Genomic DNA, 18,262 nt, shown 5'->3' with positions numbered 1-18,262 from the left:
AGGTGTTCCTGATGACCGAAAGCATGAAGGAGGACCACCATGAGTTTTTGGAACTTATTTTCTTCACTCCATCTGAATTCGAGAAAGCTGGTGGCGCCTGGCCGATTCGCATTGGCCGTAATATAGCCAAAACCAACTATCATATTGGCCCGCGTACTACGCCTTATTATTATTTGCTGTTTGTACTGGAGGGGGAAGGTACATTCATACAGGACGGACAGCATCATGCCCTTCGAGCCAGGGATGCATTCTGTCTGTTTCCACATGTTACGCATGAGTACTGGACAGACCCGGAGGACACGTTGCAGAAAATATTTATTGCATTTGATGGTGCATACTCAGCCGAACTGCTTTCCCGAATTGGACTTACACCCGACTCTCCGTACCGTTCAGGTGTACTGACACCGGAGACTGCAAGTGCCATGCGCTCATTCATGGAGGATGTTCGCAAACCGCAGGACGGAGCGAGCGATCTGGGACGACTCACCCGGTTTCTAACTCTATTCGACCGAATTGCCCGGTCCCCCGCAACCAAAGGATTGCAACCGGATTCAGCCACACCTTGGCTCCAGAAAGGCAAGGAATACATGGACATTCATTTTGCAGGCGGCATCTCCGTGGAAGGTGTGTCCGCTCATGCGGGTGTGGATCGAACCCATTTTGCCAAACAGTTCCGCAAAGCCTATGGTCTGTCCCCTGTGCAATATATCCAGCAATTGAAAATGAATCAGGCCAAACGTCTGCTCGTGCAAACTTCGCTAAACTTAACCGAAGTGGCTCATTCCGTAGGTTACCCGGACTTGTTCTCCTTCTCCAAAGCGTTCAAAAAGCAAGTCGGTTTGCCGCCCAATCGCTATCGCACAGCGGAGAGCACGAAAGAATGAGGGAGCGACCTTTCGCTCCCCAGCCTATAATCCATGCCTCATGCACCACGCCTTATGTACGATTGTGTAAGATTGTCGCCTTTACCAAATTAAAATGGACTCCTGGGTTTCATATCCTTCACAGCATAGTGCTGCAAAACCCATTTGAAATCCACCACCAAAAAAGGCAAGCCCCATCTACCCGGGACTTGCCTTCTTTCTATACTATAGTCTTGACGCACGTACTCGAAACTAGGAACTTTTTACGTTGATGTATCGCTATTCCTTCTCCTCATTCTTGCGCGCAAGCGGAATACCGTTCTCTTTCGCATACCATGCTTCATAATGATGCACAGCCACACCTGCAAAAGAAGAATGAGAGGTACCGAGATCAAACACCTTTGCCATCTCTTCATTCATATTGCTAACCGGTTTACGGAAAAAGGTCAGGTGATCCCCCTCGTGTGTATCCGCGAGTTCCGCTCCGATCCAGACTTTCTTGCCGAGATCATCCGCTTCGTCCAGTTCTTCCTTGGACAGATCATACATCTGCTGCCCACTATCCCGGTAAGCCATAATGGCCACCGCATCGAAGTGGGAGATCACCCAGCGACTGAATGTACCCTCACCTTCAGCCGACTGGCGGGCATCAAGCCAGAACGGAATGGCAGCGCTCATGTACAGTCCGGCATCCTCGCCGGCTTTCGTCCAGGCCTTCATGTTGTTCTGCCACTCTGCAATGACGCTGCTCTCCTCGTTCTCCCAGCGCTTCAGCTGATACGGTTCCACATCCAGTTGAATGCCTTCGAAGCGTTCATTCTTGGCCGAAGCTGCATTGTATGCTCGTACTCGCTCGATAAAAGCAAGCCCTTCATCCCGCTTCTCCTCATAGGCCCAGTCTGCATGACCATTAAGTCCATGCACTTCAATCTCAGCCTGCCGGGCAGCCGCAATGAATTTGCGATATGTTGCGTCAGGCACCTCATCCTGGATTTGCAGGAAGATGGTATCCACGCCCTGTTCTTTGGAGAAAGCAATAATCTCAGGTGTCTGCTCTGCAATAATGGACGCGTCCCACAGCCAGGTCGCTTTGTGTTCCTCTGCCGAGAACCATTTGAACATCCAGGACAGAAGCAGCAGGCACAACACTACAGCCAGAATAGCCCATTTCGCCATACCCACCAGCTTGCCCCGTTGCCTCATATATTTTCTCAGACGAGCAACGCTTCACTTGGCTCAAGCACAGGATGCTGTACCGAGTGACCAATCTTGTAGATATGCGGATGTGTGTACGAACGGAACGCATTACGTGTATCCAGAATCGGTACACCCAGCTCGGCAATATCAAAGTAAGGCAAATCGCTGTGGTTGGTGATCAGCACGATGCAATCGTACTTCTTGAACTGTTCCAGATTGAACGCTTCGCTGTGTACGGTCTCCCCATGCTTATCATGGAAGGAATCCGCGTGTGGATCGTAGTAGCTAACGTTAGCTCCACTTTCCTTAAACAGTTCATATACTTCCAGTCCTGGTGATTCACGCAGGTCGGCAATATTAGGCTTGTACGACATGCCAAGGAGCAGAATATTGGATTTACGTACGGATTTAGCGTATTCGTTCAGAATCGTTGACGTTTTGTTCAACACATAATATGGCATGTTGTCATTGGTGGATTGCGCCAGCTCAATGAATTTGCTATAGAAACGGAAGCCTTTGGCCTTCCATGACAGGTACATCGGATCAAGCGGGATGCAGTGTCCACCGATGCCTGGGCCTGGATAGAATGGCATGAAACCAAATGGTTTCGTTGCTGCCGCGTCAATAACTTCCCAGATATCGATACCCATGCGGTCGCACATCATCGCCATTTCATTTACAAAGGCAATGTTCACGCTGCGGAAGGTGTTCTCCAGCAGTTTGGACATCTCAGCCACTTTTGGTGAAGATACCGGTACTACGGTTTCTACATACTTGCTATATAATGCTGTTCCGAGTTTCAGGCAGGCTTCCGTCGTGCCCCCGATTACTTTCGGCGTATTAAATGTTGTGAAACGTCCGTTCGACGGGTCCACACGCTCAGGTGAGAAGCAGAGGAAATAGTCTTTACCTGCTTCTTGTCCGATCTTGTCCAGCTGCTGCTGGATCAGTTCTTCGGTTGTACCTGGATACGTGGTGCTCTCCAGCGTAATCAGCATGCCTGGTTTCATGTGCAGTTTAATCTGATCCACAACGGTCTCGATGTAAGACGTATCCGGGTCCTGATTCTCACTAAGCGGTGTCGGTACGCAGATACTAAGTGCGTCGATTACGCGCAGCATGCTGTAATCTGTCGTTGGCTGGAAACGGCCGCTTTGCATTACTTTTTTCAACTCATCGGACGAAATATCGTGAATATAGGAATCTCCTTGATAGATACTTTCTACTTTGGACGCATCCAGATCAATTCCGATTACCGTGAAACCTTGATTGACCATTTCCACGGCAAGTGGAAGTCCTACGTAACCGAGCCCGACGACGCCGAGTACAGCTTCTTTATTTTCAATCGCATTCAGTAATGTGTGGAATTGTTGATTCTCCATGATATTCCCTCCGGGCAGTGTATTTGGTGGTGCTTAAAATCCATATAAATAGATGAGTGTCTGTGCTCTAAATGTTGCTCTAATCTATCTGATTCATAGTGTAAAAAAAGTTCTTACTTTGCACTTCACACAATCAGCTGTTCCAAGCCGTCTTCTAGTGCAGGCAGCGTCTGATTCGGGCATCCAACTCTACAGGTGAGAACGGTTTGGTCATGTAATCATCCACTCCGCTGCGGAAGCATTGACTGATCGTCTGCTCGACACGTTGCTCGGTCAACACGACAATTTTGGGTGGCTGCTCCATCTCCAGGTTCTGGATATGATGGATGAACGGCAGACCGTCGATGCCATACAGATTCAACTCGGTGAGCACCAGGTCAGGTGTGACTTTCTCGATTAACTCCAGTGCAGCCAGTCCATCTACGGCTTCATAGGTTTCGTATCCCTGCATCTTCAACCGCAATTGCAGGAATTCGCGTACCGTAGGATCGTTGTCCACAATCAAAATGCGTTCCGGCTCGTCCGCCGTATTGTCCAGCGTGTAGATATGAATTTCCGACGAATCTACGAGCTTCGAGGACTCAGCCATATGCTGAATAGTTGCCTTCGAAGGGCGCTCCCCTTCCGGGAAACTGGCCAGTGTAATCTGTGGATCGGCACCGGGTACAGTCTCTTGCAGCTCATGTTTGATCCGAAGTCCTTCATAATGAACTTCATCCAGTGACAACCCTGGCAGCAGGACGGCAATCGCCTGGGTAGCCCCATCCTTCCAGACCTGGAAGGCAGACTCACTCGTTTGCTCCAGATGTGTCCTGACCTGCTGCTCAGGTTGAGAGTTTCCTGCACAATGGATGAACATTAAGCCGCATGTTTCGGCACCCGTTTCCTTCAATCCCTGTTCTACACTTCGGTACACATTAACGGCAGCCTCACGCTGCAATGTCGCCGTATTTGGCATGTTCTTTTCCACCCTTCTCCTCGATTATCTATATAAGTCCAAAAAATATTATTTACACTGACACTCCGATGACAGAACAGCCTTTCGATCACTGTTATCCCCAGATTTTTTGATTCCTTTATACAAGGGGAAATCCGGGGATAAAGGTGCACGCTTCGCTTCTTCAGGCTTTTTCTGCCCTCTCCGTTATCGTGTAAATGTCTAGTTGGACATATAATTGCTTTGATTATTCTGTACTTAAGCGGCTTCGCTTGTTTTCTTCTCATCCTCGGACCAGCTTTGACGTGTCATGGTACCCCATGAGTTGTTGTTTTGCATGAACTGCACATGTCCCTGCAATCTCCACAGTACGCCGAGCTGATGGTAGCCCACGAATTTTAGCGCGGAGTAGACCAGCATTTTGACCAGATCGGAGAGTTTGTTGTAACGTTTGAAAGCAATCTCCTCCAGGACAAGTGCGCCTACACTCAGCAGATAACCACTCACAAAGTTCAGTAGTCCGAACAGAACCAGAATCGGCCATTGCGTCATATCCAGAAGGACATATCCAGCGAGAGCCAGAAGTCCGGTAATCCGGAAATACGGGTTGAGCGCTTCAAAAAGGACGTTATATGGCATGGTCACCATACCCATAACCTTATATTTTGGATTGAACAACATGCCACGATTCTCGATCATGTTCTTCAGATTCCCGCGGCCCCAGCGCTTACGCTGACTGGACAAGATCCGGTAGGAATCCGGTGCCTGCGTCCAACATACGGCCTCAGGACAGAAGGCAATGCGGTACTTCAATTTGTTTTCCAGCATGTAACGGTGAAGTTTGATGATGATGTTCATGTCTTCCCCAGGATAACCATCCCGGTATCCACCTACGGCGATAACAGCGTCCTTACGGAACATACCGAAGGCACCGGAGACAATGATCAGACCGTTCATGTGACTCCAGCCAATCCGTCCGCCCAGGAAGGCTTTGAGATATTCAATGGACTGGAACATGGGCCAGATTTTTCGTGGCAGCGATACATCTTGCACCGCCCCGTTTTCAATTTTGCAGCCATTGGCGATCCTTACATCTCCACCGATAGCTACTGTCTCTTCCGGATTCTCCATATACATGCGTGCCATGCGGATCAGGGCATCCTTCTCCAGCAAAGAATCGGCATCGATGGAAGAGATCAACGGATAATGGGACAGGTTGATCCCGGCATTGAGGGAATCGGCCTTACCGCCGTTTTCCTTATCAATGACATACAGATCCGGGAACTCCGGGTTATGGTAGATCCCACGAATTTTCTGACAGGCGATCTTGCCCCGAATCTTCGTATTGGGTACTGGCTTCAGACGATATTCTTCCAACAGGATATTCAGTGTCGCATCACTGGAGCCATCATTCACAACAATGACTTCATACGTTGGATAATTCAGCGTCATCAGGCAGTTCACATTTTCAATAATCGTCAGTTCCTCGTTGTATGCCGGTACCAGCAGAGAAACCGAAGGTACCAGTTCCGAGCCTGACAATGTATTGTATTTGGAATAATGCGACCGCCGGAAGATCGTCCAGATGTTACGGAACGATAAGGCCAGAATGGAAAAGTAGAGCGTATTTACAAAAACAACATAGTAGATTGCGACCATGCCGTAGATTAATAGTAGATCCCTAAGCAGTGTAATCCCCTCCTACCGTAGCGACACCTGTACGTTTCTTGCTGGTTCTGTTCTCTCGTACAGGGCCAAAATAGCGATCGTACAGCAGTCTTTTTTTGTTATGTGCAATCATCTGCTCTACAGCTCTGTCATCGGTTCTCGTGTGCTGCATGGTACTCTCAATCTGCTGCATCGCAATCTCGCGTTCAGCAACTGTACCTTGCACCGCAGCCTGACACAGTGCTTCGAATCCCGGCTCGCCGAGCTTGCTCAGACTCTCCGCACTGTTATATCGAACTCTCCAGTCCTCATCCCGCAGCGCTTTACGCAGCAATGGAATACTGCCAGATGCATGCTTCGAACCGAGCGCTTGTACCACTTCGGCGCGAACTTCCGGATCGGGGTCCTGGATCAGCTTCAGAATGGTCTCATCCCGGAGTGCCGGACTTGCGCTAAGATACAGCTTCACCGCTTCGGCACGTACATCCTGATGTTCTGCGCCTACGAGTCTGTCGAGTGCAGGCATCACTTCAGGTACAGCTTGCCCCCACATCGCAACCAGTCCGACTTTGACAAAATCAGGATTCCGGTCTTCCAGCAATTCGATTAGAATTCTGCTCGTATCCAGACTCGTTTCAAGTAGAATGTCTGCTGCCAGGTGGTGAATTGAATTGCCTTTGGTTAATAGCAACGCCAGCATGTCTTTCAGTTCACCTTGTCGAGTCGTACATCTGGAGATAGAACGACCAATCATAATGGCCATTGGGCCCGGCTTCTCATCCTTCAGCAATTCCATCAAACCCGGAACGGCTTCGGGACAACGCATGCCACCCAAGCGATAAGCCGCATCAATCTGGCGACCGTAACGCAGACGACCCAGTTCCTTCAGATCATGCTCTACGAATCCTGCTTCACGACACAGTACAATTAATTTGTCGCGATATTCACCCTTGAACTGGTCGATCCATTCAATCAGCCTGTCCTGAATGACTCTGCGTTCCAGCGGAGCCAGCTTGCCTGGTGGCAGTCTGAGCGGACTATTCTCGGTTAAAGCCGTTTGCAGATAGGTGAAGTAGTCACGCTGCTTCAATTCATAGAACGCCGTCTTGCGTCGTTTGCCATTGTGGGACATTTTCATGGCAAACAATACGATGACGCCTACAACAACAAGTGCGATACAGATGTACAAAAACAGATAGGCCAAAGCCAAACTTGGAAACATGTGAAAAGGTCCTCCTTTATACTCATTTATTCGATCTTAAAACTAGGAATTTTTTCGTAGCTCTTCTTCATTTTTTCGTAGCTTAGCTTCAGCCGTTCACTATACTGCACCTGCTCCCAAGGCTGCCAGCTATATACCGGCAAAGTCTTCAGGTCCAGGGTCGTCTGTTCACCCCCAGGCCAAGATACGTTCTTCGTGGCGCGGTCCGTTAACCACGGAATGAGGGCAACGCCTTCCACAGCAACTGTGGAGAACTCACGTCCATTCTTGAGCGGTCCATAGTCGATCGCTTGCAGCGAACTCGGATCACCGAACCCGAGCAGCATCCAGGGAATTCGCATCTCCACCTGATTGCCGTTATACTGCCATGCCGTTAATGAATCCGTATCGGGCTGGCCGGGAGCCGTCGTTCCTCGCTTCAATGTTCCGACCTTTTCATTCATGAACGGTTGAGCAGATCGGGTATCTGGCGGTGTCATCCTCAGGCTGACTGCCAGATTCCATGGGTGGAACGGATCTGCGGAGTCTGACTGCTGATCTGGCAGCATGTCGTATCCTTCTTTGCCGTACAAACGCTGATTAAAGTCATAATCCTTGGCAATTTCCACCTGTGATTCTTCATCCTGCCCCAGTGTAATCACCGTCTCAAGACCATCACTGAGCGTCCGGCCCGGGAGTAATTTGTCAGGCAGACTGCCTCCAGCAAGTGTATCGGTCCCAATTCGCAGCACTGTCTTCTCCGGGTCAAAAGGTTGATCCAAGGTCAGCCCAATATACAGATAAGCTTCATCATGGGTCATCTTCATTTCCTGAATACCGTCCACTTGGCCCTGCCAGGTCTTGACCTCTTCATCCTTCAGATCATCCCAGTCATCCAGTGATCCGTCGATGGTCAACTGTTCCTGTTTACCGGGGTCCATGGCAAGCAGGCCAAACATTTTCTCGTTTGTCAGTACGTTCAGCCAATATGCACGGCGGTCAGCCGGGATTTCCAGTGGCATCGTGTTCCATGTTTTTTTGAACCATTCATCCTGCCACATGAACACAATGGCTCCCGAATACCCCTCATCATAGATATCCTGCGTCAGTGACGCGTCAATATCTCCCTGCTCTACTTCGTTATGTCCACCCTGATTCCGTCCACCCATACCCAGATGGGAAATACCAAGAGAAGAGGGTACGCCATACTCTGTAATCATTACAGGCATATCGGAAAACTCGGCTTTTAGTTTGCGCAGATAACTTTTGTACGTGTTGTACTCACCGTTCTCATCCTTGATGGTTTGGAGTGTTTGATCGATATGGAACAGATCCGGGTAATACGGGTACACATGGTAGGCTGCAAAATAACCTCCCTGCCACGCCTCCGGCTGAATATGTCGGGCATCCACACTGACGAGATCCTCTTCATACAGCGGCTCGCCGGGATGATCCAGCACATCGGTCGTTACCCAGTTGGTGAAGGTCATCGGATGTTCCCACCCATACTTCTTCTCCAGGACCGCCGTATGATCCAGCAGCTCTGCGAGCCAGTTCTCGAACGGTGATGCTTCTGGACTCGCCGAGAAATGAACTCCCTTGTACTGCGGCACGTCCGCATGTTTTGCGTTTGTGTTGTCCACCATCGCCGGGTCCCATTCCGTCCCCACATGCCAGGCCATCAGGTATTTTCCTGCATTTGTTTTATATTTGCCGCTGGACTCTCCCTGCTTGGCAGGAATGTTCGCATCGCCATAGACAGCAGATACGGCCTTTTCAATCTCCTGCTTGAACGTCTGCTCAATATGGGCCGCGTAGGCATCCTGTTTCTCAATCAACTCTTCTTCAGGTGACCATATGCCCTGTATAAAATATAACGGTTGCTCCCGGCCGCGGTTATATTCGACTAATGCGGAGTAGAAAATCGGTTCGTGAACCGTGTATACCCGGATTACATTGGCTCCCAGATCCTCGATCTGCTGGAACCACCGCAAGTAATCCTCTTTGGTCAGCGGGAATTCTCCCGGGTAATGCCCCGGTGAAGTTGCGCCCAGGTTGACACCTTTGACGAACATCTCCCTCCACGTTCCATCTGGCCCGTATTCCATGAACCGGTCTCCATCGGTCTTGAATTTCATCTCCGTGCCGTTCTCCGCTGTGTACGTAACGAGCTTGGGTTGCATATAGTGCCATCCGGCAAATATTCCACCAGTCACCACCACTGCTCCTGTCAATACCGTTAATAGCCAGCGTCTTCGTCTTTGTCTGCTCATGTCTTTAGATTGCTCACCTCTCTAATATGCATCCTACTTCAACATCGAATGGTCCAACATGAAGTTTACGAATCATTCCGCTTCGGATGTCCGCTTGGTAGAGATGTCAGCGGTGTAGTTCTCACTATAGCGCTAAGACTCTGCATTTGTATCTAGGCTGATGGAAGCAAACATGAAATGGAACATTCTGCCCATAATTCGTAAAAAGAGCCATCAACTAGCACCGGGAAGCCTCTGAGATACGTCTGATTCCCAAACGCTAATATTTGCTGGAATCGCATGGATTAGATACCCTGCTGATCTTGCACTTCTGGAACCTTTATTGTTATGTGCAACGCGGGTACAGGCAACGTTTGCCGTTTGAACACATACCCCATTAAACGCGAGTCATAATTTAAAGTTGCGGACCTTTTTACAGTATTAACCATAAAGATTACAAAATTGATACTATAGTCCGATAACGCATCAGCGATATTCCGCGTCACATCAAGGTTTTCTGAAAAATGCAGAAAATCAAAAAAGGACATCAGTCCCCCCCTATAGGACTGTGCCCATTTATAACCCTTTTACAAAAACCTAAATGAACGCCCGGTCATCACCCATAGGTCACGGATCTCTCACATTAAATGTAAAAAAGCACATCTTATTTCCTAATTTCTGCCTCTAATATAGCTAACCACTAATTGTGTCCAATTTGCAAAATAATTCCGGTTGCCGCATTTCGAATTGTCGGATATGCTTATAAAACAAGAACACTTGTTCCATACTGTAAATAAACTGTTAAATGTCGATGTTCAAATGAAAATAATTGCTTCTTAACATAAGAGCTTAGCATCACGAATAAGGAGAGAAGTCTTATGCCCCGCCAAGACAGACGTGTCATCATGCTGGCAGACTGCCAGTCATTCTATGCCAGTGTGGAGAAGTCTGCACATCCCGAATACAAGGACCGCCCCCTCGTTGTCGCGGGAGATCCGGCACGCCGTTCGGGTATTATTCTTGCGGCCTGTCCACTCGCCAAGTCCTATGGAATTACGACAGCAGAACGACTGGGCGAAGCGCTCGCCAAATGTCCGGATGTTGTTGTTGTTCGCCCCCGGATGGCCGAGTACATTCGGGTGTCCCTTCATATTACGAGCATCCTTCAGTCTTACACCGATCTGGTGGAACCCTATAGTATTGACGAACAGTTTCTCGATGTCACCGGAAGCCTGGATCTGTTCGGCAGTCCCGAGACGATTGCGCGCAGCATTCAATCGAGGGTGATGGATGAGACGGGTGTGTACATTCGGATCGGTATCAGCGATACCAAAGTCGTTAGTAAGATGGCCTGTGACCTATATGCCAAAAAAGTCCCTGGAGGCATCTGCACGCTGCCTCGCAAAGATCTGCCTTCAACCATCTGGGAGAAGCCTGTGCGAGACATGTTCATGGTCGGTTCCCGCATGGCGCAGCATCTCTACAAGATGGGGGTCCATACGATCGGTGATCTGGCCCAGACCCCACTGTCCCGACTGAGAGAACGTTGGGGTGTGAATGGGGAGGTACTATGGCGTATCGCCCGCGGTATTGATGATTCCCCGGTCAAACCCGGGACATATGCCCATCAGCAGCAGGGTATCGGACATCAGATGACGCTGCCCCGGGACTATGACTCCTGGGAAGATATCAAAGTGGTACTGCTTGAACTGGCGGAACTCGTCAGTCGACGTTCCCGGGACAAATCACTCATGGGCCATGTGGTCTCGGTTGGATGTCGCGGACAGGATTATGATCGGCCAACCGGTTTCTCCCGCCAGATGAAGGTGAATGAACCCACCAACATTACGGATGAAGTATATGATGCGGCAGCAGCTCTGTTCCTGCGCCATTGGGACGGATTACCCATCCGCCGCATCAGCGTGTCATTGACCGGACTTGTACCCGATTCCGAAGTGCAGCTGTCCTGGTTTGATGACCGTGAACGCAAAAGAGAACTGGAACGTGCCACGGATGATATCAAGCGCAGGTACGGAGAAACCGCCATTATGCGGGCATCCTCCCTCTGCTCGTCCGCGCAAGCCCATGAACGTTCTCATAAAATTGGAGGTCATTATAAATGAGTAAAAAATTGCAGCAAAACGGTATTTTCGAATCCTCACGCATGATGCTCCCCGAACACCGGGAAGCCTACATTCTTCATCAGGAACAACTTGCTCCTCGTACCCGCCCATCCCTGGATGCCCAGGCTGCGGAAGAAATGTCCCGTTTGCTCAGCAACTCGATGATGCTTGGAGATAGGGTCACTATTACGTTGTTTCACGAACATGACGATATCCGTTACACGGGGCAGGTGCTTCGGCTGGACCGTCCTGCCCGAACCCTCAGACTACTGATGGAAGATGGGTCCCGGGATATTCAGATGAACCTCATTACAGATGTGGCCCTAGCCAATGACTGAAGGGGTATATACCCATCCCGATGTTGTGGATGTTCCATGATAGATGCAGCATAGCCGCTGCCATGCAGGACTGTCTTCCTACACTTCCAGGTGAATACCAAAAGCAGCCGACGAGACATATCCAGACCATTCACTTCGTTCTAAAGAAGCAAAATATCGGATATGTGATTCATCGGCTACATATAAGGGTAATGCTTCTTTTTTCTGAAAAACTTCTTAGAAAAAGCTCCAGTCAAATTCCTTGGACAGACGCTCCAGCAAATGCACACCGGCAATACTGTTGCCTTTGCGATTCAGAGCCGGGCCAACAAGACCTATGCCGAATTGTCCCGGTACAAGGGTCAGAATTCCACCGGATACTCCACTTTTGGCGGGCAATCCGACCTCGATGGCAAATTCGCCTGATGCATTATACATACCACAGGTGGTCATGAAGGTTTTGGCAATCTGAACATAGCGACGAGGGATGAGTTCTTCTCCCGTAATTGGATCTGTTCCATTATAGGCCAGAACGAGTGACATTCGAGACAGATCTGCACACGTCACTTCAATGGAGCAATGACGGAAATACACGGCAAGCACGTCTTCAACGTCATCCTTAATGACCCCGTTGTGCTTCAAAAAGTAGCCAAGTGAACGATTCATATGACCGCTCTCCGATTCGGACTGGAATACCTCTTCGTTATAACCCAGCTGATCATTATTCGCCAGTTTGCGGAAAAACTCCAGAATGCGGCGTGATTTTTCTTCCTTACAGTCTCCTCCAACAAGCGAGGACACTGTAATCGCACCCGCATTGATTAATGGATTGAACGGGATTCCGGGTTCAACCAATTCAAGCTTGATCATCGAATCGTAATCGTCGCCTGTCGGTTCTTTTCCTACATTAAAGAAAACTGCTTCTTCCCCATGATCCATCAGGGCCAGAATAAGGGTAAATACTTTGGAGATACTTTGCATCGTAAATGGGACACCGCAATCCCCTGCTGACACATAGTTTCCTTCGGCGTCCATGATATGTATACCAAGCTCATCCTGAGAGGCTTTGACAAGCTCCGGGATATAAGAAGCCACCTTACCTTGCCCGGTGTGCAAACGACTGGTCTCCAGCCACTCCGGCAGTAATGCATTCAGACGTTCCATGGTTGAATTGCTCATATGTCATCTCCTCCACATCTCTATATAAGCAAGCATCTTGCATGAAATGTGCATGGGTGAACTCCCATGGTGATAATGAGCTCCATCTGCATCCATGCAAGATGCCCTATACTATCTGATTACCCTCAGAACAGTTCTTTTACCGCTTCATTTGAAGATTTAACTCCAAAATCTCACCGGGAAGACCATCGTAATCGCCTGTCCAGGTGGATACAAAGTTCTGTCTGGTCAAGATCCGGCGGGAAGCAGCGTTACCCGGATCGATAACTGCATAGAGTGATCCAATCCCTGCGGCTTGTGCCTGAATAATCAACCGTGACGCTATCGATGTGCCTTGGCCTTTGCCCCAATGTTCAGGCAGGATCATATAACCTATCTCAGCCTTGGTCGGGTCCTCCTGATCCGGAATCAATTTGGCATACGCCACACCGGCATCATCTTCGCTAAATACCCGGTAATGTCCGCAAGTGGAACGCTCATTATACTCCAGCATGGTCTCGAATTGCGTTCTCGCCTCTTGCTCAGGTAGTGCACGTTCTGTAATCTGTTTCATTACTTCCATATTGGAAACCAATGCATAATAATCATCAAAATCAGGTTGTGTGTATTTAATGAACTTCATGATATGCCTCCTCTGGGGTACATAACTTGTCTTGGTCTTGTTGAATTCACCTAGAGTATAACAGATGCGAATGATGGAATGCACACAAGGCAACACGCTTGCAGGCAGCCAGATGGTCCGCTAGGCCAACAAGTCAGCAATCTGACAACTGTAGATACCAAAAAGCGGCCTCAACTGGAGACCGCTCTGTTTTCAATTACTTTTAAGATGAAGAATTATCCTCATTCTTTTTCTGTACCTGTGTTTTTCATGACCTTGCTGATCTTGTGCTTGTTCTTTTCTTCTTACCGCGGTTTCATTAATCACTTTACTGGCTTAGCTTGCCCGTGATGAAGGGTTAAGGTTCATCTGTTTTTCACGTTGACGAGCACGACGACCTTCACCTGGAGGGGTAATGATCAGTGCGAGCAACAGCGAGACAGCGCAGAGTACAGCAATCACGATGAAGGTTAGATGGAATCCGCCCAGCAGGGCGCTGATGAATGATCCTGCCAAAGCACCGAATCCAAATCCCTGATAGATCACACCATAGTTTTTGCTCTGATTTTTCAGTCCGAAGTAATCGGCCACAATCGCCGGGAATACCGTAATGTTACCGCCAAAGCAGAATGCAACGGCCGCCACACAGGCGAAGAAGATCCCGAAGGTCAGTGGAACCAGACTAAGTGTCATGACAGCTACGGCTGTAACTAGCAGCGCACCAGCGATGACCTTCATTCGTCCTACTTTATCCGACAGCGCACCGAGAATAATACGTCCTGCCGTGTTAAAGATTGCAACCATGGCCACTGCGTTTGCAGCTGTAGCTACATCAAGACCTGCAAGCTGTACACCAATATCTTTGACAATACCGATCAGATACAGGCCACTCATACACGCCGTGAAGAAAATAACAAACAGCATGTACGCTTCTTTTGTACGCAGCATCTCTTTCACCGTGTAATCATGACGTGCTACGACTTGTTTGGATCCTTCCTTGCTTGCCGGAGCCTGTTCACGAACAACCGCTTCGCGGATCAGGAATGATCCCGCAACGACCAGAACCAGAACGATAATGCCCCAATACATAAATGCCTGAGCAGGACCAACGGCACCAATCAATGCCGTGTTCACATATTTGAACAATAAACTACCGGTACCAAAGGCTCCGACCGAGATCCCCGAGATCAGACCTTTACGCTCCGGGAACCATTTGATCAGATTAGACAACGACGTAATGTACGCCGTACCATCTGCAAAACCAACGACAAATCCAGCCAAAATGTACAGCAATGTTAACGAGGTGACTTGGGAACTCAGAATAAGACCCAGCCCCAGTACAACCCCGGCTACACGGATCAGGCGCTGAAGACCCCAACGTTCCTGCAATCGACCTGCAAACAATGTGGCAAATGCCAAAGCAAAACTGGTAATTGAAAAAGTTATCGCGACCGAGCTGACGTCCCATCCGAAACGGTCAGACAACGGTTGATTAAATAAACTCCAAGTATAGATGGTTCCAAGACCCATTTGTACAATGATGGTCCCCAAAACAATAAGCCAGCGGTTCATTTTTGTAGGTGCAGATGTTGATTCAGGTGTTGATGAAACGGATGAAATGGTTGCTTTCATCGTGATCTCCCCTTTGCCGATGTCATATACATGAATGCGTTCACAAGCTAATCATACATGAAAGGGGATTCATCACACCGTTTTGAGCATGAGTTGCATCAGATGCGGAATGAAATGCTTCTAGATGCGCATGAGTTGCCTGAATTCTTTGGCCTTCCCGCGACTCACGGGCACTTCAGCTTCCAAATCGCGCAGACGGAGCAGATACGTATTGTTGAACCAAGGTACTATTTCACGGATTTGCGACAGATTTACGACGTACGAACGGTGGCAGCGAAAGAACGTATCCTGTGGCAGCCGGCTGTGAAAATCCGATATGCTCACTGGCATGGTGAACTCCCCATTTTTGGTATATACCTTCGTCACTTTCTCTTGTGCTTCCGCATAGTAGATATCTGCCGTATCCGTAACAATAATATTGTCATTCCGCAGCAGATTAATTCTTCTGTCTGTATGGGAATTCGTATCTCGTTCTCGTACCAGTTCACCATGCGCAGCAGATCCGTCCGCCGTAGTGGCTGGTCCATCCTCAACATGTTGCTCCACCGGCGCATGATCACGTTTGAATGCGAGCTCCAGCTTTTGGAGCATTGCAGCAATTCGTTTCTCGTCATACGGTTTCAGAATATAATCAAACGCCTCCAACTCAAAGGCTTCCGCTGCATGTTCCTTATACGCCGTAGTAAATACAATGTAGGGTTTCGTTGCAAATTTCCCAATATGATGGGCCAGCATCATACCGTCCAGCGAGGGAATATTGATATCAAGGAAAATGACATCTACTTCTTGTTCCTGTAAAAATTTCAGTACATCTAGCCCGTCTTCAAGGCGGTCCACCACTTCAATCTGACTATGTTCCTGGATTAAATAATTCAATTCCTCACTCGCCAGAATCTCGTCTTCCACAATAAGAGCTCTCATTGATCCATCATCACCTTGTTACGACATCTCCTTTGGGCACATCAAATAAAATATCCGTTCCTTGTTCCAGCCTTGTAATGGTTACACCTTGTCCGTAGATAAGCTTGACCCGGCGATGCACATTATATAGCCCGATCTGGTTACCAGGCATGCGGTCATGGTAAACACGTTCAATTATATCTGCACTGATGCCTGCACCTGTATCGCTGACACTGATTCGCACAAACTCCGGATAATCCTGTACCCGAATTCGAACAGTCCCGGGTCCTTTCACCTTGAGAATGCCATGAATAATTGCATTTTCGACGAGCGGTTGGATAACAAGACTCGGAATATGCACCGCGACCTCATCAATGTCATAGATCACGTTAAGTCGACTGCCAAAGCGAGCTTTCTCAATCTCTACATAATTACGGACCTGCTCCAGTTCCTTATGAATATCAATTAACTCATCCGACAGCTCCAGATTGTAACGCATGTACCCGGATAGGTTCACAATCAGCTCCCGCGCTCGATCCGGTTTGGTTCGGATGGACGATGCAATCGCATTTAGCGCATTAAACAGAAAATGAGGATGAATGGTCGTCTGTAAGGCACGCAGTTCTGCTTTGTTGGCAGCAGCCTTGATCTCTTCTACCCGCGATACTTCCATCTGGGTTGAGATGATCTGCGATAAACCTACAGCCATCGTTTGTAATGGATACGTAATTTTGTACGCTTTGCGATAATAGATTTTGAGCGCACCTGTAATGTCTCCTCGTTCTTTGAGCGGAATGATTAACAGCGAGTGGATATCGGGTGTTTTTTCATCAATCACATCATTACTGATCGTAATCTCCCCACTCGATATCGTCTGCTTGGTCATCTCACTTATAATTTCATTACCGATATGATATCGTTCCTCACCAAATCCTACATAAGCCAGTACATTCCGGGTATCCGTAATTGCAACCGCATCGGCCTGAATATCCTCCTGAATAATCCGGCAGATCTTGCGCAGAGAATCCTCATCAATCGAACGGAAATACGGCAAGGTCTTGTTTGCAATCTCCAGCGCGAGCTTCGCCTGACGAGCTGCAATCATTTCCTTTTCCCCTTCCACACTCTGCACCAAGAGCACAATCAGCCCAATGTTGACTTCACCCAGAATCATAGGCAAGGCAATCTGCGAGACAATATCGGCACCCAGTGGATCGGGATAGGAAAATAGCAGGATTAATAACATCGTCAGCGCTTCACAGATCATTCCGGCACCAATACCGATAATCCATCGCTTGGGCTTGGGCGTGTACTTATGTATATATCCAGAGACCAGACCTGCCAGGATACTTGTGATCAGACAAGGTATAGCTGTGACTCCATCCATATCGATCAGATACCGATGCACCCCGGAGACAATACCCGTAATAATACCCACAGGCGCTCCGAACAAAATACCACCCGATAACACGGCGATGATCCGCACATTTACCAGTGAACCTTCAACATTAATGCCCGTATATGTCCCGAAAATGGCAAAAGCACAAAATAACAAGGTAACCGCAATAGACTCCTGCCACCTTAATTTCCCCTTTTGCAGAATCTGCCTAAACCGTGGCACCCTCGACAGAAAGAATAAAAATATAATCAACAGCGCCGCCCGTTCAAATAAACCCAGCAGCATTGTAAACATTTCCAATCGCACTTCCTCCACATCTGTTTGAAAATAAAATGCATAGCGACACAGCCACGCCTTTTTGAAAGAACATCCAGGACATTAATCCATAAGGCTCGTATGCAACAGTTTACCGCTCCCCCCGGAGGAAAGCAAAGTCCATCCTGTGAAAATACATCAACTATATTACACCATTCACACTATAGTTCATCCCTTAACTTCTATGAAATATCCGACTCCAGAAAAACCTATGTTATAATTAGTTGTCATGTTATTCCAATTATTCCCCATCGCTCATCGGCGATTGTCCTGCGAATAATCTTAAGCATCTCAAC

The 18,262-nt window shown here is 48.4% G+C and carries 15 protein-coding genes; 3 read left to right on the top strand and 12 right to left on the bottom strand.

The annotated features are described in order from the left end of the window. Positions 1–11 precede the first annotated feature (11 nt). Positions 12–884 carry a helix-turn-helix transcriptional regulator gene (locus tag J2Z28_RS25805; RefSeq protein ID WP_211084902.1) on the top strand — a complete coding sequence of 291 codons (873 nt, stop codon included), beginning with the start codon at positions 12–14 and terminating at the stop codon, positions 882–884. Positions 885–1,142: 258 nt separating this feature from the next. On the opposite strand, the gene J2Z28_RS25800 is transcribed toward J2Z28_RS25805, so the two are convergent. The 7 genes from J2Z28_RS25800 to J2Z28_RS25770 form a co-directional block, all read right to left on the bottom strand. Next, complete coding sequence (locus tag J2Z28_RS25800; protein ID WP_211084900.1) at positions 1,143–2,066, bottom strand: hypothetical protein; 924 nt, start codon at positions 2,064–2,066, stop codon at positions 1,143–1,145. Between the two features lie 8 nt (positions 2,067–2,074). Beyond that, a complete protein-coding gene (locus J2Z28_RS25795; protein ID WP_211084898.1) occupies positions 2,075–3,442 on the bottom strand; it encodes a nucleotide sugar dehydrogenase in 1,368 nt (455 codons plus the stop codon). Between the two features lie 154 nt (positions 3,443–3,596). Then, entirely contained in the window at positions 3,597–4,400 is an 804-nt protein-coding gene (locus tag J2Z28_RS25790) for a response regulator transcription factor (RefSeq protein ID WP_036674925.1), read from the bottom strand. A gap of 237 nt (positions 4,401–4,637) precedes the next feature. Then, positions 4,638–6,038, bottom strand: coding sequence for a glycosyltransferase family 2 protein (locus J2Z28_RS25785; protein WP_174806433.1), 1,401 nt, complete (start codon positions 6,036–6,038; stop codon positions 4,638–4,640). Positions 6,039–6,060: 22 nt separating this feature from the next. Then, entirely contained in the window at positions 6,061–7,269 is a 1,209-nt protein-coding gene (locus J2Z28_RS25780) for a HEAT repeat domain-containing protein (RefSeq protein WP_211084896.1), read from the bottom strand. A 26-nt stretch (positions 7,270–7,295) separates the two neighbouring features. Further along, positions 7,296–9,521: a hypothetical protein gene (locus J2Z28_RS25775; RefSeq protein ID WP_211084894.1), complete on the bottom strand. Its 2,226-nt coding sequence runs from the start codon at positions 9,519–9,521 to the stop codon at positions 7,296–7,298. Positions 9,522–9,805: 284 nt separating this feature from the next. Continuing rightward, entirely contained in the window at positions 9,806–10,048 is a 243-nt protein-coding gene (locus tag J2Z28_RS25770) for a hypothetical protein (protein ID WP_211084892.1), read from the bottom strand. Between the two features lie 330 nt (positions 10,049–10,378). On the opposite strand from J2Z28_RS25770, the gene J2Z28_RS25765 reads away from it, so the two are divergent. After that, entirely contained in the window at positions 10,379–11,623 is a 1,245-nt protein-coding gene (locus tag J2Z28_RS25765; protein ID WP_211084890.1) for a DNA polymerase IV, read from the top strand. Then, positions 11,620–11,961, top strand: coding sequence for a YolD-like family protein (locus tag J2Z28_RS25760; RefSeq protein WP_062835342.1), 342 nt, complete (start codon positions 11,620–11,622; stop codon positions 11,959–11,961). Before J2Z28_RS25765 ends, J2Z28_RS25760 begins: the two co-directional genes overlap by 4 nt. A gap of 216 nt (positions 11,962–12,177) precedes the next feature. Here J2Z28_RS25760 and glsA read toward each other — a convergent pair whose 3' ends face one another. The 5 genes from glsA to J2Z28_RS25735 all read right to left on the bottom strand — a co-directional run bounded on the left by glsA (position 12,178) and on the right by J2Z28_RS25735 (position 17,936). Next, positions 12,178–13,119 (bottom strand): glutaminase A, encoded by a 942-nt coding sequence (gene glsA, locus J2Z28_RS25755; protein ID WP_036614565.1) that lies wholly within the window; start codon positions 13,117–13,119, stop codon positions 12,178–12,180. A 139-nt stretch (positions 13,120–13,258) separates the two neighbouring features. Further along, positions 13,259–13,741, bottom strand: a complete 483-nt coding sequence (locus J2Z28_RS25750) for a GNAT family N-acetyltransferase (protein WP_211084888.1) — start codon at positions 13,739–13,741, stop codon at positions 13,259–13,261. A gap of 315 nt (positions 13,742–14,056) precedes the next feature. Further along, complete coding sequence (locus tag J2Z28_RS25745) at positions 14,057–15,292, bottom strand: L-lactate MFS transporter (protein ID WP_036675050.1); 1,236 nt, start codon at positions 15,290–15,292, stop codon at positions 14,057–14,059. 180 nt (positions 15,293–15,472) lie between these two features. Beyond that, a complete protein-coding gene (locus J2Z28_RS25740; protein ID WP_211084886.1) occupies positions 15,473–16,273 on the bottom strand; it encodes a LytR/AlgR family response regulator transcription factor in 801 nt (266 codons plus the stop codon). Between the two features lie 10 nt (positions 16,274–16,283). Then, the gene (locus J2Z28_RS25735) at positions 16,284–17,936 is read right to left on the bottom strand and encodes a LytS/YhcK type 5TM receptor domain-containing protein (protein ID WP_211084913.1); all 1,653 of its coding nucleotides are present in this window, start codon (positions 17,934–17,936) and stop codon (positions 16,284–16,286) included. Between the last annotated feature and the right edge of the window lie 326 nt (positions 17,937–18,262).

It is taken from the genome of Paenibacillus xylanexedens (assembly GCF_017874615.1).
GTDB lineage: Bacteria > Bacillota > Bacilli > Paenibacillales > Paenibacillaceae > Paenibacillus > Paenibacillus xylanexedens.
The sequence above is the reverse complement of the archived record's forward strand: the minus strand, read 5'-3'. Positions and strand labels throughout refer to the sequence as shown.